This window comes from Pseudomonas sp. GW821-FHT02H06, from assembly GCF_059421525.1.
This window is the reverse complement of record NZ_JBWKVD010000014.1, coordinates 1-19,167: the sequence shown is the minus strand read 5'-3', so window position 1 is coordinate 19,167 and position 19,167 is coordinate 1. Positions and strand designations below refer to the sequence as shown.

Below are 19,167 nucleotides of genomic sequence, written 5' to 3'. Positions count from 1 at the left end.
GACCATAATCTTCAGCGCACGCAAAATCTGTGGGAGCGAGCTTGCTCGCGAAGGGGCCGGTACATTCGCCGCATTTTCAGCGTTTGAAATGCCGCTTTCGTGAGCAAGCTCACTCCCACAGTGGTTCTGCGCAATGCCCATAACCTTCAGCGCACGCAAAACCTGTGGGAGCGAGCTTGCTCGCGAAGGGGGGCTGAACATCGCCGCATTTTCAGCGTTTGGAATGCCGCCTTCGTGAGCAAGCTCACTCCCACAGTGGTTCTGCGCAATGACCATAATCTTCAGCGCATGCAAAACCTGTGGGAGCGAGCTTGCTCGCGAAGGGGGGCTGAACATTCGCCGCAATTTCAGCGTTTGAAATGCCGCCTTCGTGAGCAAGCTCACTCCCACAATGTCACGTGTCGTCCGATGAATTAGCGTCTGACGCAATGCCGATGACACTGAAACCACCCGCCACAATCCCGTGACATCTTCATGTCAATTGCCTGTCTGACCGGCGATCTGATGTTGCGCCGTACCTGTCGGTCAGCTAAAAGCTTGTAAAACTTTTGGTGACCTGTAGGTCATAACGGGCATCTTCACTGTATCGTGTTGGCGGTCCGTGACGTCCTTGGGCTGATTCCAGAGCGATTCTGGTGTCGCCCTGACCTGTACGTTGCCTTTTTTTCAGGCCGCAAGCCCCGGATTTTCAACGCCCCGCCTAACCGCGCCGGGTGATGTTCAGCAGTTTTTTATTGGGAAGCCATGATGATTGGCATCAAGAGCATAGCGAGTTATGTGCCCACAGCCGGCGTCGACAATTACGCCCAGGGTGCCAAATTCGGAAAGGATGAAGACTTCATCCTTGGCAAGATCGGTTCTGCTTTTCTGCCGCGCAAAGACGACACCCAGGAAACCTCGGACCTGTGCGTCGAAGCGGTCAACCAGCTGTTCGCCAACAACCCCGGTCTGTCGCGGGACGCCATCGATGCATTGATCGTCGTCACCCAGAACGGCGACGAAGAAGGTCTGCCTCACACGGCCGCCATCGTTCAACACAAACTCGGCCTGCCGACCCACGTCGCCGCGTTCGACATTTCCCTGGGTTGCTCGGGTTATGTCTACGGTATCTATGCGCTGAAAGGCTTCATGGAAGCGACCGGGTTGAAAAACGGCCTGCTGGTCACCGCCGACCCGTATTCGAAGATCGTCGACCCGGAAGACCGCAACACCACCATGCTCTTCGGCGACGCCGCCACCGCCACCTGGATGAGCGATGACGCGCCGTGGCAGCTGGGCAAATCCAAGTTCGGCACCGACGGCTCGGGGGCGGAGTTCCTCAAGACCACCGACGGCGCGTTCTACATGAACGGGCGTCAGGTGTTCAACTTCGCGCTGGTCAAAGTGCCGGCGCACCTCAACGAATTGCTCGAAGACTCCGGCCTGCAGTCCTCCGACGTCGATGCGTTCTGCATCCACCAGGGCAGCGCGGCCATCGTCGATGCGGTCGCCCGTCGGTTCGAGGACGGCAAGTCGCCGGAGAAATTCGTCAAGGACATGCTTGAGACCGGCAATACGGTGTCGTCCAGCATTCCGCTGCTGCTGGAAAAACACGTCATGAACGCCACCTGGAAGCGCATCGCGGTCAGTGGTTTCGGCGTGGGCTTGTCGTGGGGCTCGGCGATCCTTTATCGTCCCTGACATCGCGTCACCAGGCTGATCCCAGCCTGCACAACGGCGACGCTGATTTATCAGGTCGCCGTTTTGCGTTCTGCACTTCCAATAGGAAAAGGACTGCCGTCATGAGCGAGTTTTTCCAGCGCAACCTCGCCGTGATCCAACAGCGCTGGCCTGACGTGGCGCAGCGGTTGAGCTCCGAACACATCGAATCCATTCCTGCGCAGTTGATCGAAGGCCGACAATCGACCCTCAGCATTGGCGGGATCCAGCTCACCAGCCGCCATGATCGCCTCGCCGAAGCGCACACCCAGGCACAAAGCCTCCCCGCCAACAGCCCCGTCGTTCACCTTTACGGCACCGCCCTCGGCGATCTGCAGCGGGTATTGCTGGCCGACGCTTCCCTGCAAACGCTGCACGTTCACATCCTCAATGGCGCGCTGTTCGCCCTGGTGCTGCAACTGCTGGAACAGGATGACTGGCTGTCCGACCCCCGCGTGAACCTCGCGTACGCCGATGCCCGGAGCGAAATCCTCCTGCCATTCTTCGCGCTGCCGGCCGAACTGGTGCTGGCCGACGACAGCAGCGCGCGGATCCGCGATCGGCTGGTCAGCGAAGTGCATGTCGACTTCAACAATCAAGCATTCGCCGCCAACACCCCTGACAACGCGCGCCTGCTGGAACAGGGCAGGGCGCTGCTGCAACAGGACACCGATGTCGCCGAGTTGTTTGACACTCAATCAGGGTGCGACGTGTTCGTGATCGCCACGGGGCCGAGTCTGCAACAGCATTTGCCGCGCCTCTTGAGCACGTCGAACAGCGCCAACCGGCCCCTGATCATTTGTGTGGATACCGCCTACGTGCCGCTGCGCAACCAGGGCATTACCCCGGATGTGGTGGTGAGCATCGACCACCGCATCACCCCGCGACATCTCCCCGCCGAGGATTCGGCGCACATCACGCTGGTCTATGTGCCGGGCCAGGACGCCGAGATGCTGCGAAGCTGGCAAGGCCCGCGCTACGTCGGCTATTCCACCAGCCCGCTGTATGCGCGGCTGCGCGAGCAGATCCCCAAGGCCACCTTGCATGTGGGGGGCAGCGTCATTCATCCGGCCGTCGATCTCGCGGTCAAAATGGGCGCCGCGCGGATCACCCTGTTCGGCGCCGACTTCGCCTTCCCCGGCGGCAAGACCCACACCGGCTGGCAGGACGGCGATCTGGGGCCAGCCCTGAGCATCGCCAAACACTGGGTGCGCGACGGTCGGGGCCAAAAGGTCAAGACGCAGCTCAATTTCCGCAGCTACCTCATCGAACTCGAACGTTTCATCGCCCGCCACCCCGAGGTCACGTTCCTCAACACCAGCCGCGACGGTGCTCTGATCGCCGGCGCCGACTTCGACCCGGACTGGACCGCGCCATGACCCTGCCTGAACACGTTGTAGAAGAAGCCCGCGACTGCGCGAAGCTGTTTCGTCTTGGCCGGGATATCGAAGGGGCCTTGAAAATGGTCGAACTGATTGATCGATCGCTGCCGCTGATGGATGGGGTTTCTGCTGATAGACAGGCTGAATGGGGGAGGGTGTTGAGTGCGATTCTGGCGTGCCAGGAGCGGCAGGACTGGTTGGGGGTGGCTGATTGGCTTGAAGTCGAATTTCTTGAAGTCTGACACTTTCCCATTGTCGGGAAGTTAGAGAAAACTCCTACATTAGTTTCAGTTTTATCTGAATCAAACGGCCCGCAGCGGCCGTTTTTTTATGTTTTTTTAATATCTATTCCAATTAATGCGTTAGCCAATTTATTACCCTTCAACTGTCGTGATGGCGCACCCCGTGCGCCATGTTTGTTGTTAAAGCCACTATGCAAATCGTCGATACCGGGACTGTAGGTTCTCCGGGAGAAATGGACTTCCCCGATATTAGAGAGCCCTCCGTTTCTATCAACGAGGAATTCAAAATGGCTTTAACCGTAAATACCAATATTGCATCGCTTGCTATTCAAACCAAACTCAATCGTGCGAGCGATGCGCTGAGTATCTCGATGACACGGTTGTCATCGGGGTTGCGGATCAACAGCGCGAAGGATGATGCAGCCGGGCTGCAGCTCGCGACGATGATGACCAATGAGATAAGAGGGCAAAGCGTCGCGTTGAGAAACGCTAACAATGGAGTATCAATGGCGCAGACAGCGGAAGGAGCGCTCAACGAGACAGCAAATATTCTCACCAGGATGAAAGAGCTGGCGATTCAAGCTCGTGATGACAATAACGGTACTGCTCAGCGCGCCGCCATGCATGATGAGTTTGTTTTGATGAGCGCCGAGCTCACCCGAACTTCCGAAGATACGAAGCTCAATGGTCGGCGGCTTCTTGATGGTTCTGCGGGGGTCATGGAGCTGCAGATTGGTACCGACACGAGCGCCGCATCTCGAATTACTCTGGATTTAAGCGCTAAGTTCGATGCTGTTTCAATGGGAGTGGATTCCCCCACGTTGGCGTTATCAGGAGCGACCACTGCCGACGCCCATACGAATTCTGACGCGGCGATGCTAGCAATCGATAAAGCTCTGATGTCTGTTACGTCTACCCGGGCGGCCTTGGGGGCGTCGCAGAACAGACTGACCTCGACGGTCGCCAACCTGCAGAGCATGAGTGAAAACACTCAATCTGCTCGTGGCAGGATTCAGGATGTCGACTTCGCCGCCGAAACCGCGGAGCTAACCAAGCAACAAACCCTGCAGCAAGCCTCCATGGCAGTGCTGGCCCAGGCGAACCAGCTGCCGTCCGCCGTTTTGAAGCTTCTCCAATAAACAACCGCCTCTATAGATAACGCCAAGCAAAACCCGGGCGCGCCGAAGGGGGCGCCCGTCTTTTTGAGAACTGGTTAACAAATCGCCGGGTGAGGTTAAAGCTTCCAGGGGTTGCGCCGAAACGCTGTGTATCCCCGGACAACAAACTGCGGGGGTGGCGCTCTGGTGGCAAATAAATTTGAAAAAGCCCTCAAGCTCCTGGCAACCGCGACGATAAACATTACGTAGGTTCTCTAGGCCACACCCGGCGCTTGCCAGGGCCGGATAGCCGCAGCAAACAACTCACGAGGAATTCATCATGGCTTTAGGCGTAAACACCAACGTAGCTTCCCTGGCTGTTCAGAAGAACCTGTCCAAAGCTTCCGATGCACTGTCGACTTCGATGACTCGTCTGTCTTCCGGTCTGAAAATCAACAGCGCTAAAGACGACGCAGCCGGCCTGCAGATCGCAACCCGCGAAACGTCGCAAATCCGCGGCCAGACTGTTGCCATCAAGAACGCCAACGACGGTATCTCGATCGCTCAGACCGCTGAAGGCGCTCTGCAAGAATCGACCAACATTCTGCAGCGTATGCGTGAACTGGCTGTTCAGTCCCGAAACGACACGAACGGTACTGCTGACCGTGGCGCACTGGACTCCGAATACGCTCAAATGTCGGACGAACTGACCCGTATCGCCGGTTCGACCAACCTGAACGGCAAGAACCTGCTGGACGGTTCGGCTAGCACCGTAACCCTGCAAGTCGGTTCCAACACCGGTACTTCGAACCACATCGACCTGGTTCTGACTGGCAGCTTCACTGCTTCGGCTCTGGGCGTTGCAAGCGGCTCTACTTCGATCAGCGGCGCGGATAACGCTACTGCTCACACCAACGTCGACGCCGCTATCTCGGCAATCGACGCGGCTCTGGCAACAATCAACAGCACCCGTTCGAGCCTCGGTGCCGCGCAAAACCGTCTGACCAGCACCATCTCCAACCTGCAAAACGTTAACGAAAACGCCACCGCAGCACTGGGCCGCGTTCAAGACACCGACTTCGCCGCTGAAACCGCTAACCTGACCAAACAACAGACTCTGCAACAAGCTTCCACCTCTGTTCTGGCCCAGGCTAACCAGCTGCCATCCGCTGTTCTGAAACTGCTTCAGTAATAACGGCTAGAGTTTTGGCGGGGGAGTATGCTTGCGTGCTCTCCCGCTTTTTACTTTCAAGAGGTGAGTGGACATGGACATAAGTAGCAGGCTGAACGTGTCTTATTCGATGGTCCAGTCGTTGCCCGCGGTGCCTGTGGTTGCTGACAAGCCTGCCGTGGCGCCTCAAGTCGTTCCTGCTCCGGCGGCTTCATCGCAGTCAGGCACGTCGACAAGTAAAGACTCAGACCCGGAAAAGAAAACCGAAGAACTGGAAGCAGCCGTCAAACAAATGGAAAAGTTCTTTCAGTCGGTTCATCGCAACCTGGAATTTTCCATCGACGATAAATCGGGGAAAGTGGTGGTGAAGGTGATCGCCACGGAAACCGGTGAAGTGGTGCGGCAATTGCCGTCTGCCGAAGCCTTGAAGCTCGCCGACAGCCTGAAGAATGCAAACAGCCTGTTATTCGACGCGAAAGTTTAAATGGCATGAAAGGTGAACGCTGTGCATGTGGCATCGCGTGCTCGTCAAAATGCCGACTACAACTGAAAGGAGACTCACATGGCTAGTCCTATTACCCCCTCCACCGGCCTCGGCTCGGGCCTGGCAATCGGTGACATCGTCACTGCGCTGGTCAACTCCGACAAGCTGGCCAAGCAAACTCAGATCACCACCCAGACCAAGCTGGTCACCACCAAAATCTCCGGCATTGGCACGCTGACGAGTGCGATGACCGCCTTTCAGACCGCGCTGACGAACCTCGGCAAGACCGACACCCCTGCGTTCGCCGGTTATGCAGCAAAAGCTTCCGATGCGACCAAGCTAACCGTCACGTCCGACAACTCGGCCGTACCCGGTACCTACAGCATCACCGTCAAAGACCTTGCAACGGCTTCGAGTGTCGCCAGTGCTTCTTTTGCCGGCGGGACCACCAGTGCTATTCCGAGTGGCGATTTGACCCTCACTCAAAATGGCATTGACACCAAGATCACCATCCCGACCGGCGCCACGTTGGCGTCGGTCGCCAAGCAGATCAATGCGCAAACCGCGACGTCAAACATCAGCGCCAACATCATCACCGATGACAATGGCTCACGCCTGGTATTCAGCTCCACGGTGACGGGCAAGGGCACGGATATCACGGCCTCCAGCACGACGTCCAGCGAATTCAATATCGTCGCTGGCGCCAAGCTCGATCCGGCCAGCAAAACCAGTGCGGGTTACATTGGCGCCCAAGCGATCGACGCCAGTCTGACCGTCAACGGCCTGACCATCACCAGCGCCAGCAACACCATCGACAAGAGCCTCGGTGGCTTGTCCATGACCCTGTTGGCGCCGGGTGCTTCGACCGTTGCGGTGACCGGCAACAACGATGGCCTGAAAGCCTCGCTGCAAACCTTCATCGATGCCTACAACACCGTTGTCAAAGCCGTGGCCAGTGTCACCAAGGCCACCATCAGCGACACCCCGGATAAAACCACCGGTGCAACAGTGACCCCGGCCGCACTGACCGGCGATGCGTTGCCGCGCTCGATCCTTTCGGCGATTCGTGATCAGTTGGTAACGTCAGGGGCACCCGGCGGTATTTCCGTGCTCTCTCAATTGGGTATTACCACCGGTCAGTCCGACGGTACGCTCAGCCTTGATGCCAAGAAGTTTTCCGCCGCGATGGATCAGGGACTTGCGGGCGACGTGCAGCAGCTCTTCAGCGGCACTGACAGCACCAACGGCTTGCTGTCTCGGATGAAGGCGGCCATCACGCCGTACACCCAGACCGGCGGCATCTTGTCCACGCGCACCAGCAGCCTCAACAAACAGCAGACTGATCTGCAGAACCAGCAGACGGCGCTCGACCTGCGCGTGACCACGCTGACCGCCACGCTGACCGCCAAATACAACGCGATGGACTTGTTGGTGGGGCAGTTGAAAGCCTCTGCGACGAGCATTACCTCGTTCTTCGACTCGCTCAATGCCCAGCAAAGCGGCTGACCGTTGACGAGCTGATCAAGACCCGGCCCCCAGTGCCGGGTTTTTGGCATCTGGCCTTAAAGTTTTCCCGGGCCGTGTCGATACCCTCACTATAGAAACTTCGTTGCGCGAGGTAAGACAATGAACCGTATGGCAGCCCTTCGTCAGTATCAGAAGGTTAACTCACACGCCCAGACCGCCGTGGCCACGCCACACCGTCTGGTACAGATGCTGATGGAAGCCGGCCTGGACCGTATCGCCCAGGCCAAAGGCGCCATCGAGCGCAAGGACATCCCCGCCAAAGGACTGTTGATCGGCAAGGCGATTGAAATCATCGGCGGCCTGCGTGAAGGTCTGGACATGGAAAAGCAGGCAGAAGCCCTGGCCCATGTCGACAACCTGTATGTCTACCTGATGAAGCGTCTGGCGGAAGCGAACATCAAATCCGATCCGAAGATCCTCGATGAAGTCAGCGGCTTGCTGACCACGGTCAAGGAAGGCTGGGACGGGATCGGCGAACAGCAACCCGTGCTCTGAAGGAGAACCCCATGAGCGCTGCACTCAAGCGAATCGAAGAAACCCGTGAAGCCTTGGTCGATGCCCTCGAGCAGCGTGACTGGGAGGCGATCGGCCAGCTCGATATGGCCTGCCGGGCCTGTGTCGATGAGGTCATCAGCCAGGCAAGCAACGATGAGCCTGAGCTGCGAAATAATCTGGAAGAGCTGCTAGGCGTCTATCGCAAGCTTATTGACGTTGCCGTGGGCGAACGTCAAGCGATCGTCGACGAAATGTCGCAGATCCAGCGAGCGAAAAGCGCGGCAAAGGTTTACCATCTGTTCGGTTGACACTTGGTCCATAGCCAAAATAAGTACGCCATAAATTTGACTGTGTACGGTTTTTTGACTTAACTAGTGAAGTTCACTAATTTCGGTGATTGACACGTCTCAACGGACGATACGAAAGCCAAGCTTGCCCGTGATCGGGCATCGAGTTGACTAGGGAAGTTGCTATTGCATGTGGCGTGAAATCAAAATCCTGCTGATCGATGACGATAGCCAGCGCCGCCGTGACATGGCGGTGATCCTGAATTTTCTGGGTGATGAGAACCTGTCTTGCTCCAGCACAGACTGGCAGCAAGTCGTGGGTTCGTTGACATCCACCCGAGAAGTGCTTTGCGTGCTGGTCGGCAGCGTGAACGCCCCGGGCAGCCTTCAAGGCCTGCTCAAAACCGTGGCCGCGTGGGACGAGTTTCTTCCGGTCCTGCTGATGGGCGAGAATTCCTCGGCCGAACTGGCGGACGATCTGCGCCGCCGGGTCCTCTCCACCGTCGAGATGCCGCCCAGCTACAGCAAACTGCTGGACTCCCTGCACCGCGCCCAGGTCTATCGCGAGATGTACGACCAGGCCCGTGAACGCGGGCGTCAGCGCGAACCCAATCTTTTCCGCAGCCTCGTCGGCACCAGCCGTGCGATTCAGCACGTTCGCCAGATGATGCAGCAGGTCGCCGACACCGACGCCAGCGTGCTCATCCTCGGTGAATCCGGGACCGGCAAGGAAGTCGTCGCGCGTAACCTGCATTACCATTCCAAGCGCCGCGATGCGCCGTTTGTGCCGGTCAACTGCGGCGCGATTCCGGCCGAGCTGCTCGAAAGCGAATTGTTCGGCCACGAGAAGGGCGCCTTCACCGGCGCCATCACCAGCCGGGCAGGGCGCTTCGAACTGGCCAACGGCGGGACGCTGTTTCTCGATGAGATCGGCGACATGCCGCTGCCGATGCAGGTCAAGCTGCTGCGCGTCTTGCAGGAACGCACCTTCGAGCGCGTAGGCAGCAACAAGACCCAGAGCGTCGACGTGCGGATCATTGCTGCGACGCATAAAAATCTTGAAGACATGATCGTCATCGGCAGTTTCCGCGAGGATCTCTACTACCGTCTGAACGTGTTCCCGATCGAGATGGCGCCGTTGCGTGAGCGTGTGGAAGACATTCCACTGCTGATGAACGAGCTGATTTCGCGCATGGAGCATGAGAAGCGCGGGTCGATCCGCTTCAATTCCGCTGCCATCATGTCCCTGTGCCGTCACGGTTGGCCGGGCAACGTGCGTGAACTCGCCAACCTCGTTGAGCGCATGGCGATCATGCATCCGTACGGTGTCATTGGCGTCTCCGAGCTGCCGAAGAAATTCCGCTACGTCGACGACGAAGACGAGCAACTGGTCGACAGCCTGCGCAGCGATCTCGAAGAGCGCGTGGCCATCAACGGCCATACGCCAAACTTCGCCAGCAGCGCATTGCTGCCGCCTGAAGGCCTGGACCTGAAGGACTACCTCGGTGGTCTGGAGCAGGGCCTGATTCAGCAGGCGCTGGACGATGCCAACGGGATCGTGGCACGCGCCGCCGAGCGTTTGCGTATCCGCCGCACCACGCTGGTAGAGAAAATGCGCAAGTACGGCATGAGCCGTCGCGAAGGCGACGAACAGGTCGAAGACTGACTGTCGTTTGACGCGTCAAAAATAAACCGCTGATTTTTCAGCGGTTTTTTTTCGGCACGGGGATTGCTATGTCTCTGGGAACATACCGTTTACTGACGGTTCGCTACCCGAGAGATCAACTATGCCCCAGGCCGCTCAGATGTCTTCCGAACCCGGTTCAGCCATTGGTTCGTTAGTGCAGCAGTCCCCGGAAGTGGCGAGCAGGCAAGGCCTTGAACAGGCCTTCGCGCTGTTCAGCCAGATGTCGACTCAATTGACCGATTCCTACGGCCTGCTCGAAGCGCGGGTCACCGAGCTCAAGGGCGAGCTGGCCGTGGTCAGCGCCCAGCGCATGGAGGAATTGGCGGAGAAAGAGCGTCTGGCGAACCGCTTGCAGCATCTGCTCGATCTGCTGCCCGGCGGCGTCATTGTTATCGACGGCACCGGCATGGTCCGCGAGGCCAATCCTGCCGCACTGGATCTGCTGGGCGAGCCGTTGATCGGCATGCTCTGGCGCCACGTCATCGCCCGCTGCTTTGCGCCGCGCGAGGACGATGGCCACGAAATCTCCCTGAAGGACGGGCGCCGGCTTTCCATTGCCACCCGTTCGCTGGACGCCGAGCCGGGCCAATTGGTGCTGCTCAACGACCTGACCGAAACCCGTCATCTGCAAAGCCAGCTGGCGCGCCATGAGCGTTTGTCGTCCCTGGGCCGCATGGTCGCGTCATTGGCCCATCAGATCCGTACGCCGCTGTCCGCCGCCATGATCTACGCCAGCCACCTGGCCGAACAGGCCTTGAACGTCGAAACCCAACAGCGCTTTGCCGGACGTCTTAAAGAGCGTTTGCACGAGCTCGAGCATCAGGTCCGCGACATGCTGGTGTTTGCCCGTGGCGAATTGCCGCTGACTGACCGAGTGACGCCGGCCGCGCTGGTGGCCGCCCTCGAATCCGCCGCCCAGACCCATGTGCGTGATGTGGCCGTGCGCTGGCAGTGCGACAGTCCGTCGGGTGAGTTGCTGTGCAACCGCGACACGCTGGTCGGCGCGCTGCTCAACCTCATTGAAAACGCGGTCCAGGCCAGTGCCGGCCAGACTGACGGGCGTCGCCGCCTCAAAATTCATGCGTACAACCGCGGCAACACGTTGCGCCTGTGTGTCAGCGACAGTGGCAGCGGCATCGAGCCTGCGGCGCTAGCCCGCATCGGCGAGCCCTTCTTCACCACCAAAACAACCGGCACCGGTCTAGGTCTGGCCGTTGTCACCGCCGTGGCGCGTGCGCATCAGGGGCGTGTCGAATTCCGCTCACGTCCGGGCCGTGGCACCTGCGCCATCGTCTCGTTGCCGCTGGTTCCGGGTGCCGGGAATGGGCCTGACGCGTTGACGATACCGGCGGGTGAGCGCTCATGACCATCAAGGTGCTGCTGGTTGAGGATGACCCGTCTCTGCGCGAAGCACTGGGCGAAACCCTGGCGCTGGCCGGCCATGATTATCAGGCGGTTGGCTCGGCGGAAGAGGCGCTGATCGCCGCTGCCGATTCGTCGTTCAGCCTGGTGGTCAGCGACGTCAATATGCCCGGCATGGACGGTCACCAATTGCTCGGCCAGTTGCGCAGCCGCTACCCGCAGTTGCCGGTGCTGTTGATGACCGCCCACGGCACGGTCGACCGCGCGGTGGAGGCGATGCGTCAGGGCGCGGCCGATTATCTGGTCAAACCGTTCGAGCCCAAGGCGTTGGTGGCGTTGGTTGCCCGCCATGCGTTGGGTCGCCTCGGGCCGGCCGATGGCGAGGGTCCGATCGCGGTCGAGCCTGCCAGCGTGCAGTTGCTCAGCCTCGCCAGTCGTGTTGCGAAGAGCGATTCGACGGTGTTGATTTCCGGCGAATCGGGCACGGGTAAAGAAGTGCTGGCGCGTTTCATTCATCAGCAGTCGCCGCGCGCCGGCAAGCCGTTCATTGCGATCAACTGTGCGGCCATCCCGGACAACATGCTCGAAGCCACCCTGTTCGGCCACGAAAAGGGTTCGTTCACCGGGGCCATTGCTTCCCAGGCCGGCAAGTTCGAGCAGGCTGAAGGCGGCACCCTGCTGCTCGACGAGATTTCCGAAATGCCCATGGGCCTGCAGGCCAAGCTATTGCGTGTGCTGCAGGAGCGGGAAGTGGAGCGGGTCGGTGCGCGCAAGCCTATCGAACTGGATATCCGCGTGCTGGCGACGACTAACCGCGATCTGGCGGGCGAAGTGGCGGCCGGGCGTTTCCGCGAAGACCTGTTTTATCGACTGTCGGTGTTCCCGCTCGCGTGGCAATCCTTGCGCCAGCGTCCCGCCGACATTCTGCCGCTGGCCGAGCGTCTGCTGGCCAAGCACGTCAATAAAATGAAGCACGGGCCGGTGCGTTTGTCCGCCGAGGCGCAGAAGTGTCTGGTCGGCTACGCCTGGCCGGGCAATGTCCGCGAGCTGGACAACGCGGTACAGCGGGCGCTGATTCTGCAGCAGGGCGGGGTGATTCAGGCCGAGGACTTCTGTCTTGCCGGGCCGGTCACGTTCGCCGCCGCGCCAACCCCTCAGGCGTCGACGGTCGCGACCGGCGCCATGGAAGTGTCGCCCGATACCGGCGGCGGGGAAGGGGCCGGCGCCCTGGGTGAAGACCTGCGTCGGCGGGAGTTCCAGATGATCATCGACACCCTTCGTGCCGAGCGCGGTCGTCGCAAAGAGGCCGCCGAACGTCTCGGTATCAGCCCGCGTACGTTGCGCTACAAGCTGGCGCAGATGCGTGATGCGGGAATGGATGTCGAAGGGTTTCTGTTTGCCTCCTGAGCAGGCGCGTGTGTCGGTGAAATGGATGCCTGCCTGACTGGAGCTGACGATAGATGTCCGTCAACCCGCTGATTTTTCAGTGGGTGTGATGCCGTCTTCGTGAGCAAGCTCACTCCCACAGGGACCGCGTTTGATAGGGCATCGCGCGGTGTCAATGCGTGAAGCGCCTCTGCGTTTATGTGTCCGTTCAAATACCCATCCGAACACTTTCATCAAACGTGGCACATCGCCGCTATTGGTCTGGCACCCTTGTTGCTAATGCTTAGGTAACCGCTGAAGCCGTGTCAAAAATCTGCGGCCCTTTTGAGAGAAACGTCATGACCCAAGGTGTTGAATTTAATCGCTTGATGTTGGACATGCGCTCCATGCAAATGGACGCCATGGCTCAGCCCAAGGCCATCGCAGCGCCAGAACAGGCCGGTGCGAGCAGTTTTGCTGACATGCTCGGCATGGCGGTGAACAAGGTCAACGACACCCAGCAGGCGTCGAATCAGTTGTCGACCGCTTTCGAGATGGGCAAGAGCGGCGTGGACCTCACCGACGTGATGATCTCCTCGCAAAAAGCCAGCGTGTCGTTTCAAGCGCTGACCCAGGTACGCAACAAGCTGGTTCAGGCGTACCAAGACATCATGCAAATGCCGGTTTGAGGACGATTTAAGTCATGGCCGAAGCCGCCGTCGATAACGTACCCGCCAAAACGGGTGCGCCAGGAAGCAAGCCGCCGATGTTCGGGCTGGCGTTCCTGCAAAATCTCTCCGAGATGACCATGCTGCGTCAGGTCGGCCTCATGGTCGGTCTGGCTGCCAGCGTGGCGATTGGTTTCGCCGTCGTGCTTTGGTCGCAACAGCCTGATTACAAGCCGCTCTATGGCAGCCTGTCGGGCGTCGACACCAAGCAGGTGATGGACACGTTGGCCCAGGCCGACATTCCCTACACCGTCGAGCCTAATTCCGGCGCGCTGCTGGTGAAGTCCGATGACCTGTCCCGTGCCCGCATCAAGCTGGCCGGCGCCGGCATTGCCCAGAGCGACGGCAACGTCGGTTTCGAAATCCTCGACAAGGATCAAGGCCTGGGCACCAGCCAGTTCATGGAGGCCACTCGTTACCGTCGTGGCCTGGAAGGCGAACTGGCGCGGACCATCTCCAGCCTCAATAACGTCAAGGGCGCCCGCGTTCACCTGGCGATCCCGAAGAGCTCGGTGTTCGTGCGTGACGATCGCAAGCCCAGTGCTTCCATTCTGGTTGAGCTGTATGCCGGTCGTTCGCTGGAGCCGGGTCAGGTGCTGGCGATCATGAACCTGGTCGCCACCAGCGTGCCGGAACTGAGCAAGTCGCAGATTTCTGTCGTTGATCAGAAGGGCAACCTGCTGTCCGATCAGGCCGAGAACTCCGAGCTGTCCATGGCCGGCAAGCAATTTGATTACACCCGTCGCATGGAAAGCATGCTGACCCAGCGTGTACAGAACATCCTGCAGCCGGTGCTGGGCAATGACCGCTACAAGGCAGAAGTCTCGGCAGACGTTGATTTCAGCGCCGTCGAATCCACTGCCGAAAGCTTCAACCCGGACCAGCCTGCGTTGCGCAGCGAGCAGACCGTCAACGAACAACGCTCCAGCGGCAGCGGTTCAGGTGGCGTACCGGGTGCTTTGAGCAACCAGCCGCCAGGCCCGGCGACCGCACCACAGAACGCCACCGCCGGTGCTGCCGGTGCCGCGGGCGCTATCGCCCCGGGCCAACCGCTGCTGGACGCCAACGGTCAACAGATCATGGACCCGGCCACCGGTCAGCCGATGCTGGCGCCATACCCGGCCGACAAGCGTAACCAGTCGACCAAGAACTTCGAGCTCGACCGTTCCATCAGCCACACCAAGCAGCAGCAGGGCCGGGTCAATCGCCTGTCGGTTGCGGTGGTGGTGGATGATCAGGTCAAGGTCAACCCGGCCAACGGCGAAACAACGATGGTGCCGTGGACCGCCGATCAATTGGCGCGCTTCACCCGTCTGGTGCAGGACGCCGTCGGCTTCGACGCCAGCCGTGGTGACAGCGTCAGCGTGATCAACGTGCCGTTCTCTACTGATCGCGGCGAAGTGATCCCGGACATTCCGTTCTATTCGCAATCGTGGTTTTGGGACATCGTCAAACAGGCCATGGGCGTGCTGTTCATCCTGGTGCTGGTGTTCGGTGTACTGCGTCCGGTGCTCAAGGGCATCACCAATCCTCAAGGCAAGCGCCTTGACGGTGACTCCGAGCTGGGCGGCATGATCGGGATGGACGGTGAACTGGCAAACGACCGCGTCAGTCTGGGCGGTCCGCAAAGTATTCTGTTGCCGAGCCCTACCGAGGGCTATGACGCACAGCTCAACGCAATCAAGAGCCTTGTGGCCGAGGACCCGGCGCGTGTAGCGCAGGTCGTCAAAGAGTGGATCAACGCTGATGAGTGATAGAGCTGCTGCGCTTAAATTGACCCGCGTGGACAAGGCCGCGATTCTGCTCCTTACCCTGGGTGAGACCGATGCCGCGCAGGTCTTGCGCCACATGGGGCCGAAAGAGGTTCAACGTGTGGGCGTGGCCATGGCGCAGATGCGCAATGTGCACCGCGAGCAGGTCGAGCAGGTGATGAGCGAGTTCGTCGACGTGGTCGGCGATCAGACCGGTGTCGGCATCGGCTCGGACGGCTACATTCGCAAGATGCTCACCCAGGCACTGGGCGAGGACAAGGCCAACGGCCTGATCGACCGGATTCTGCTGGGCGGCAACACCAGCGGTCTCGACAGCCTGAAGTGGATGGAACCGCGCGCGGTGGCCGACGTCATCCGTTTCGAGCACCCGCAGATTCAAGCGATCGTCGTGGCCTACCTGGACGCCGATCAGGCCGGTGAAGTGCTGAGCCATTTCGACCACAAGGTGCGCCTGGACATTATTCTGCGCGTGTCGTCATTGAACACCGTGCAGCCGGCGGCGCTGAAAGAGTTGAACCAGATTCTCGAGAAGCAGTTCTCGGGCAACGCCAACACGTCGCGTACCACCCTGGGTGGCATCAAGCGTGCGGCGGATATCATGAACTTCCTCGACAGCTCGATCGAAGGCCAGTTGATGGATTCGATCCGCGAAGTGGACGAAGACCTGTCGACGCAGATCGAAGACCTCATGTTTGTCTTCAACAACCTGTCCGACGTCGACGACCGCGGGATTCAGGCCTTGCTGCGCGAAGTCTCCTCCGATGTGCTGGTCCTGGCACTGAAGGGCTCCGACGACGCCATCAAGGAAAAGATTTTCAAGAACATGTCCAAACGTGCCGCCGAACTGCTGCGCGACGACCTGGAAGCCAAAGGCCCGGTTCGCGTCAGCGACGTGGAAGGCGCCCAGAAAGAAATTCTCACCATTGCCCGTCGTATGGCGGAGGCCGGGGAGATCGTTCTTGGCGGCAAAGGTGGCGAGGAAATGATTTAAGCGTAGGTGTCGTTGATGTCCAGCTCCGATAAAGCAGCACCCAGTGAGCTCATCCGCGCCCAGGATTTGCGCGGCCTCGACGTCTGGGCCTTGCCCAGCTTCGACCCGCAGGTGGAAACGCCCGAGCCGGAACCGGTCATCGAAGAAGCCGAGATCGCCGAAAGCGAAGAAGTGCCGCTGGAGGAAGTCCAGCCGATGACCCTGGAAGAGTTGGAAAGCATCCGCCAGGACGCCTACAACGAAGGGTTTGCCATCGGCGAAAAAGAGGGTTTCCACAGCACCCAGCTCAAGGTTCGTCAGGAAGCGGAAGTGGCCCTGGCGGCCAAGCTCGAAAGCATGGAAACCCTGATGGGGCATCTGTTCGAACCCATCGCCGATCAGGACGCACAGATCGAGAAAGCCATGGTGTCACTGGTCGAACACGTGGTCCGGCAGGTCATCCAGCGCGAATTGAAAACCGACTCCAGCCAGATCGGCACGGTGCTGCGCGAAGCGTTGCGACTGTTGCCGATGGGGGCGGCCAACGTGCGCATTCTGGTCAACCCGCAGGACTTCGCGCTGGTCAAAGCCATGCGTGAGCGTCACGAAGAAACCTGGCGCATTCTCGAGGACGATACGATCCAGCCCGGCGGTTGCCGGGTCGAGAGCGAGCACAGCCGCATCGACGCCACGGTCGAGGCGCGGATCAGTCAGGCCCTCGGCAAAATGTTCGACCAGTTGCACGAGCAGGCCCTTCATCCGGCGCCCCCCGATGTGACCATCGAACTGGAAGAGGCGATCCAGAGCGCCGAGAAAACCACTTACCCGCTGGGTGCTGTCGATGCGCCTTGAACGCACCAGTTTCGCCAAGCGTCTGAGCACGTATCCCGACGCGATCTCCCTGCCTACGCAGCCGATCGTCGAAGGACGACTGCTGCGCATGGTCGGCCTGACCCTCGAAGCCGAGGGCCTGCGCGCGGCGATGGGCAGCCGTTGCATGGTAATCAATGACGGCAGTCATCACCCGGTCGAAGTGGAAGCCGAGGTCATGGGCTTCTCCGGTGGCAAGGTGTTCCTGATGCCGGTTGGCAGCGTCTCCGGCATTGCACCGGGCGCCCGCGTCGTTCCGCTGCCGGACACCGGCCGTCTCCCGATGGGTATGACCATGCTGGGCCGCGTCCTCGACGGCGCCGGTCGCCCCCTCGACGGCAAGGGCGGGATGAAAGCCGAAGACTGGGTGCCGATGGACGGCCCGACCATCAACCCGCTCAACCGCAACCCGATCAGCCAGCCGCTGGACGTGGGCATTCGCTGCATCAACGGTTTGTTGACGGTCGGCCGCGGTCAGCGTCTGGGTCTGTTCGCCGGTACCGGGGTGGGCAAGAGCGTGCTGCTGGGGATGATGACCCGCTTCACCGAGGCCGACATCATCGTCGTCGGGCTGATTGGCGAACGGGGTCGCGAGGTGAAGGAATTCATCGAGCACAGCCTGGGCGAGGAGGGCCTCAAGCGCTCTGTCGTCGTGGCCTCCCCAGCGGATGACGCGCCGTTGATGCGTCTGCGCGCGGCAATGTATTGCACGCGCATCGCCGAATATTTTCGTGACAAGGGCAAGAACGTCCTGTTGCTGATGGATTCCCTGACCCGTTTCGCCCAGGCCCAGCGTGAGATCGCCCTGGCCATCGGCGAGCCGCCCGCGACCAAAGGTTATCCACCGTCGGTGTTTGCCAAGCTGCCCAAGCTGGTGGAACGCGCCGGTAACGCCGAGGCGGGCGGTGGCTCGATCACGGCGTTCTATACCGTTTTGTCCGAAGGCGACGACCAGCAGGACCCGATCGCCGACTCGGCCCGAGGCGTGCTCGACGGCCACATCGTGCTGTCGCGGCGACTGGCCGAAGAGGGCCATTACCCGGCCATCGATATCGAAGCGTCGATCAGCCGGGTGATGCCGTCCGTGGTCGATCCGCAGCACATGGTTCAGGCGCAGTATTTCAAGCAGTTATGGTCGCGTTATCAGCAGAGCCGCGATCTGATCAGCGTCGGTGCGTACGTGGCCGGCGGCGACCGAGAGACTGACCTGGCGATTTCACTGCAGCCACAGTTGGTGAAGTATTTGCGCCAGGGCTTGCAGGAGAACGAGAGCATGCAGAGCAGTGAGGAGCAGTTGGCGAAGATTTTCAATCCTCAGGCTGGGGGTTAATCGGTCATGGCAGTCAGTCGCGCAGCCCGTCTGGCGCCGGTGGTGGAGATGGCCGAGAAGGTCGAGAAGGCCGCCGTGCAGCGCCTGGGGCATTTTCAGGGTCAGGTGCGGCTGGCCGAGGCCAAGCTGGGTGAGCTGGATAAGTTTCGCTCTGATTATCAGCAGCAGTGGATCGACAAGGGCGCCCATGGGGTGTCGGGTCAGTGGCTGATGAATTATCAGCGCTTCCTCAATCAGTTGGAGACGGCGGTGGCGCAGCAGCGTCAGAGTCTGGCGTGGCATGAGAATAATCTGAACAAGGCGCGCGGCGAGTGGCAGAAGGCGTATGCGCGGGTGGAGGGGCTGCGTAAGTTGGTGCAGCGGTATATCGATGAGGCGCGTGCGCTGGAAGATAAACGCGAGCAAAAGCTGCTGGATGAGCTGGTGCAGAGGTTGCCCAGGACGGAGCAGTTTTAGGAGCTTGAGATCAAGATCAAGATCAAGATCAAGATCAAGACCCTTAAGATCACGAGCGTCTGCCTGGGGGCAGACTGTTTCGCCTTCGGCGAGTTACTTTTAAAAAGCACTAAAAGTAACCAAAAGTGCCTGCTCCTGGTTTGGCCCTCCTGCGTCGGGTTCCCTCGCTCCGGTCTTGCTCCGTGGGCCCGCGCCGAACGGACATCCATGTCCTGACGGCGCTCTCGCCGCATCCATGCGGCTC

The 19,167-nt window shown here is 60.0% G+C and carries 18 protein-coding genes; all 18 read left to right on the top strand.

The window, feature by feature from the left end; genetic code table 11:
- Window positions 1-747 precede the first annotated feature (747 nt).
- The 18 genes from AC07VF_RS20265 to fliJ all read left to right on the top strand — a co-directional run bounded on the left by AC07VF_RS20265 (window position 748) and on the right by fliJ (window position 18,923).
- A complete protein-coding gene (locus tag AC07VF_RS20265) occupies window positions 748-1,680 on the top strand; it encodes a ketoacyl-ACP synthase III (protein ID WP_282371604.1) in 933 nt (310 codons plus the stop codon).
- A gap of 101 nt (window positions 1,681-1,781) precedes the next feature.
- Window positions 1,782-3,077 (top strand): motility associated factor glycosyltransferase family protein, encoded by a 1,296-nt coding sequence (locus AC07VF_RS20260; RefSeq protein ID WP_495010026.1) that lies wholly within the window; start codon window positions 1,782-1,784, stop codon window positions 3,075-3,077.
- Window positions 3,074-3,322: a hypothetical protein gene (locus tag AC07VF_RS20255; protein ID WP_192174133.1), complete on the top strand. Its 249-nt coding sequence runs from the start codon at window positions 3,074-3,076 to the stop codon at window positions 3,320-3,322. The genes AC07VF_RS20260 and AC07VF_RS20255 overlap by 4 nt, the downstream gene beginning before the upstream one ends.
- Before the next feature lie 287 nt (window positions 3,323-3,609).
- Window positions 3,610-4,461, top strand: coding sequence for a flagellin domain-containing protein (locus AC07VF_RS20250; protein ID WP_495010036.1), 852 nt, complete (start codon window positions 3,610-3,612; stop codon window positions 4,459-4,461).
- Between the two features lie 298 nt (window positions 4,462-4,759).
- A complete protein-coding gene (locus AC07VF_RS20245) occupies window positions 4,760-5,611 on the top strand; it encodes a flagellin domain-containing protein (protein WP_192174134.1) in 852 nt (283 codons plus the stop codon).
- A gap of 73 nt (window positions 5,612-5,684) precedes the next feature.
- Window positions 5,685-6,074, top strand: coding sequence for a flagellar protein FlaG (locus AC07VF_RS20240; RefSeq protein ID WP_192174241.1), 390 nt, complete (start codon window positions 5,685-5,687; stop codon window positions 6,072-6,074).
- A gap of 78 nt (window positions 6,075-6,152) precedes the next feature.
- Window positions 6,153-7,580, top strand: coding sequence for a flagellar filament capping protein FliD (fliD, locus tag AC07VF_RS20235; RefSeq protein WP_192174135.1), 1,428 nt, complete (start codon window positions 6,153-6,155; stop codon window positions 7,578-7,580).
- Between the two features lie 120 nt (window positions 7,581-7,700).
- A complete protein-coding gene (fliS, locus tag AC07VF_RS20230; RefSeq protein WP_122534871.1) occupies window positions 7,701-8,096 on the top strand; it encodes a flagellar export chaperone FliS in 396 nt (131 codons plus the stop codon).
- Between the two features lie 11 nt (window positions 8,097-8,107).
- Window positions 8,108-8,404, top strand: a complete 297-nt coding sequence (fliT, locus tag AC07VF_RS20225; protein ID WP_133775902.1) for a flagellar protein FliT — start codon at window positions 8,108-8,110, stop codon at window positions 8,402-8,404.
- Window positions 8,405-8,573: 169 nt separating this feature from the next.
- Window positions 8,574-10,049 (top strand): transcriptional regulator FleQ, encoded by a 1,476-nt coding sequence (fleQ, locus tag AC07VF_RS20220; protein ID WP_192174136.1) that lies wholly within the window; start codon window positions 8,574-8,576, stop codon window positions 10,047-10,049.
- 139 nt (window positions 10,050-10,188) lie between these two features.
- The gene (locus AC07VF_RS20215; RefSeq protein ID WP_495010025.1) at window positions 10,189-11,436 is read left to right on the top strand and encodes a sensor histidine kinase; all 1,248 of its coding nucleotides are present in this window, start codon (window positions 10,189-10,191) and stop codon (window positions 11,434-11,436) included.
- Window positions 11,433-12,839 (top strand): sigma-54-dependent transcriptional regulator, encoded by a 1,407-nt coding sequence (locus tag AC07VF_RS20210; protein ID WP_495010024.1) that lies wholly within the window; start codon window positions 11,433-11,435, stop codon window positions 12,837-12,839. Before AC07VF_RS20215 ends, AC07VF_RS20210 begins: the two co-directional genes overlap by 4 nt.
- A 317-nt stretch (window positions 12,840-13,156) precedes the next feature.
- Window positions 13,157-13,486 (top strand): flagellar hook-basal body complex protein FliE, encoded by a 330-nt coding sequence (gene fliE / locus AC07VF_RS20205; protein ID WP_065987290.1) that lies wholly within the window; start codon window positions 13,157-13,159, stop codon window positions 13,484-13,486.
- A gap of 14 nt (window positions 13,487-13,500) precedes the next feature.
- The gene (gene fliF, locus AC07VF_RS20200) at window positions 13,501-15,279 is read left to right on the top strand and encodes a flagellar basal-body MS-ring/collar protein FliF (protein ID WP_192174139.1); all 1,779 of its coding nucleotides are present in this window, start codon (window positions 13,501-13,503) and stop codon (window positions 15,277-15,279) included.
- Window positions 15,272-16,288 carry a flagellar motor switch protein FliG gene (gene fliG, locus AC07VF_RS20195; protein ID WP_065987292.1) on the top strand — a complete coding sequence of 339 codons (1,017 nt, stop codon included), beginning with the start codon at window positions 15,272-15,274 and terminating at the stop codon, window positions 16,286-16,288. Before fliF ends, fliG begins: the two co-directional genes overlap by 8 nt.
- A gap of 15 nt (window positions 16,289-16,303) precedes the next feature.
- Complete coding sequence (gene fliH / locus AC07VF_RS20190) at window positions 16,304-17,119, top strand: flagellar assembly protein FliH (protein ID WP_495010023.1); 816 nt, start codon at window positions 16,304-16,306, stop codon at window positions 17,117-17,119.
- Complete coding sequence (gene fliI, locus AC07VF_RS20185; protein WP_192174141.1) at window positions 17,109-18,467, top strand: flagellar protein export ATPase FliI; 1,359 nt, start codon at window positions 17,109-17,111, stop codon at window positions 18,465-18,467. Before fliH ends, fliI begins: the two co-directional genes overlap by 11 nt.
- A gap of 6 nt (window positions 18,468-18,473) precedes the next feature.
- On the top strand, window positions 18,474-18,923 hold the full coding sequence (gene fliJ / locus AC07VF_RS20180; RefSeq protein WP_192174142.1) for a flagellar export protein FliJ: 450 nt from the start codon (window positions 18,474-18,476) through the stop codon (window positions 18,921-18,923).
- Window positions 18,924-19,167 lie beyond the last annotated feature (244 nt).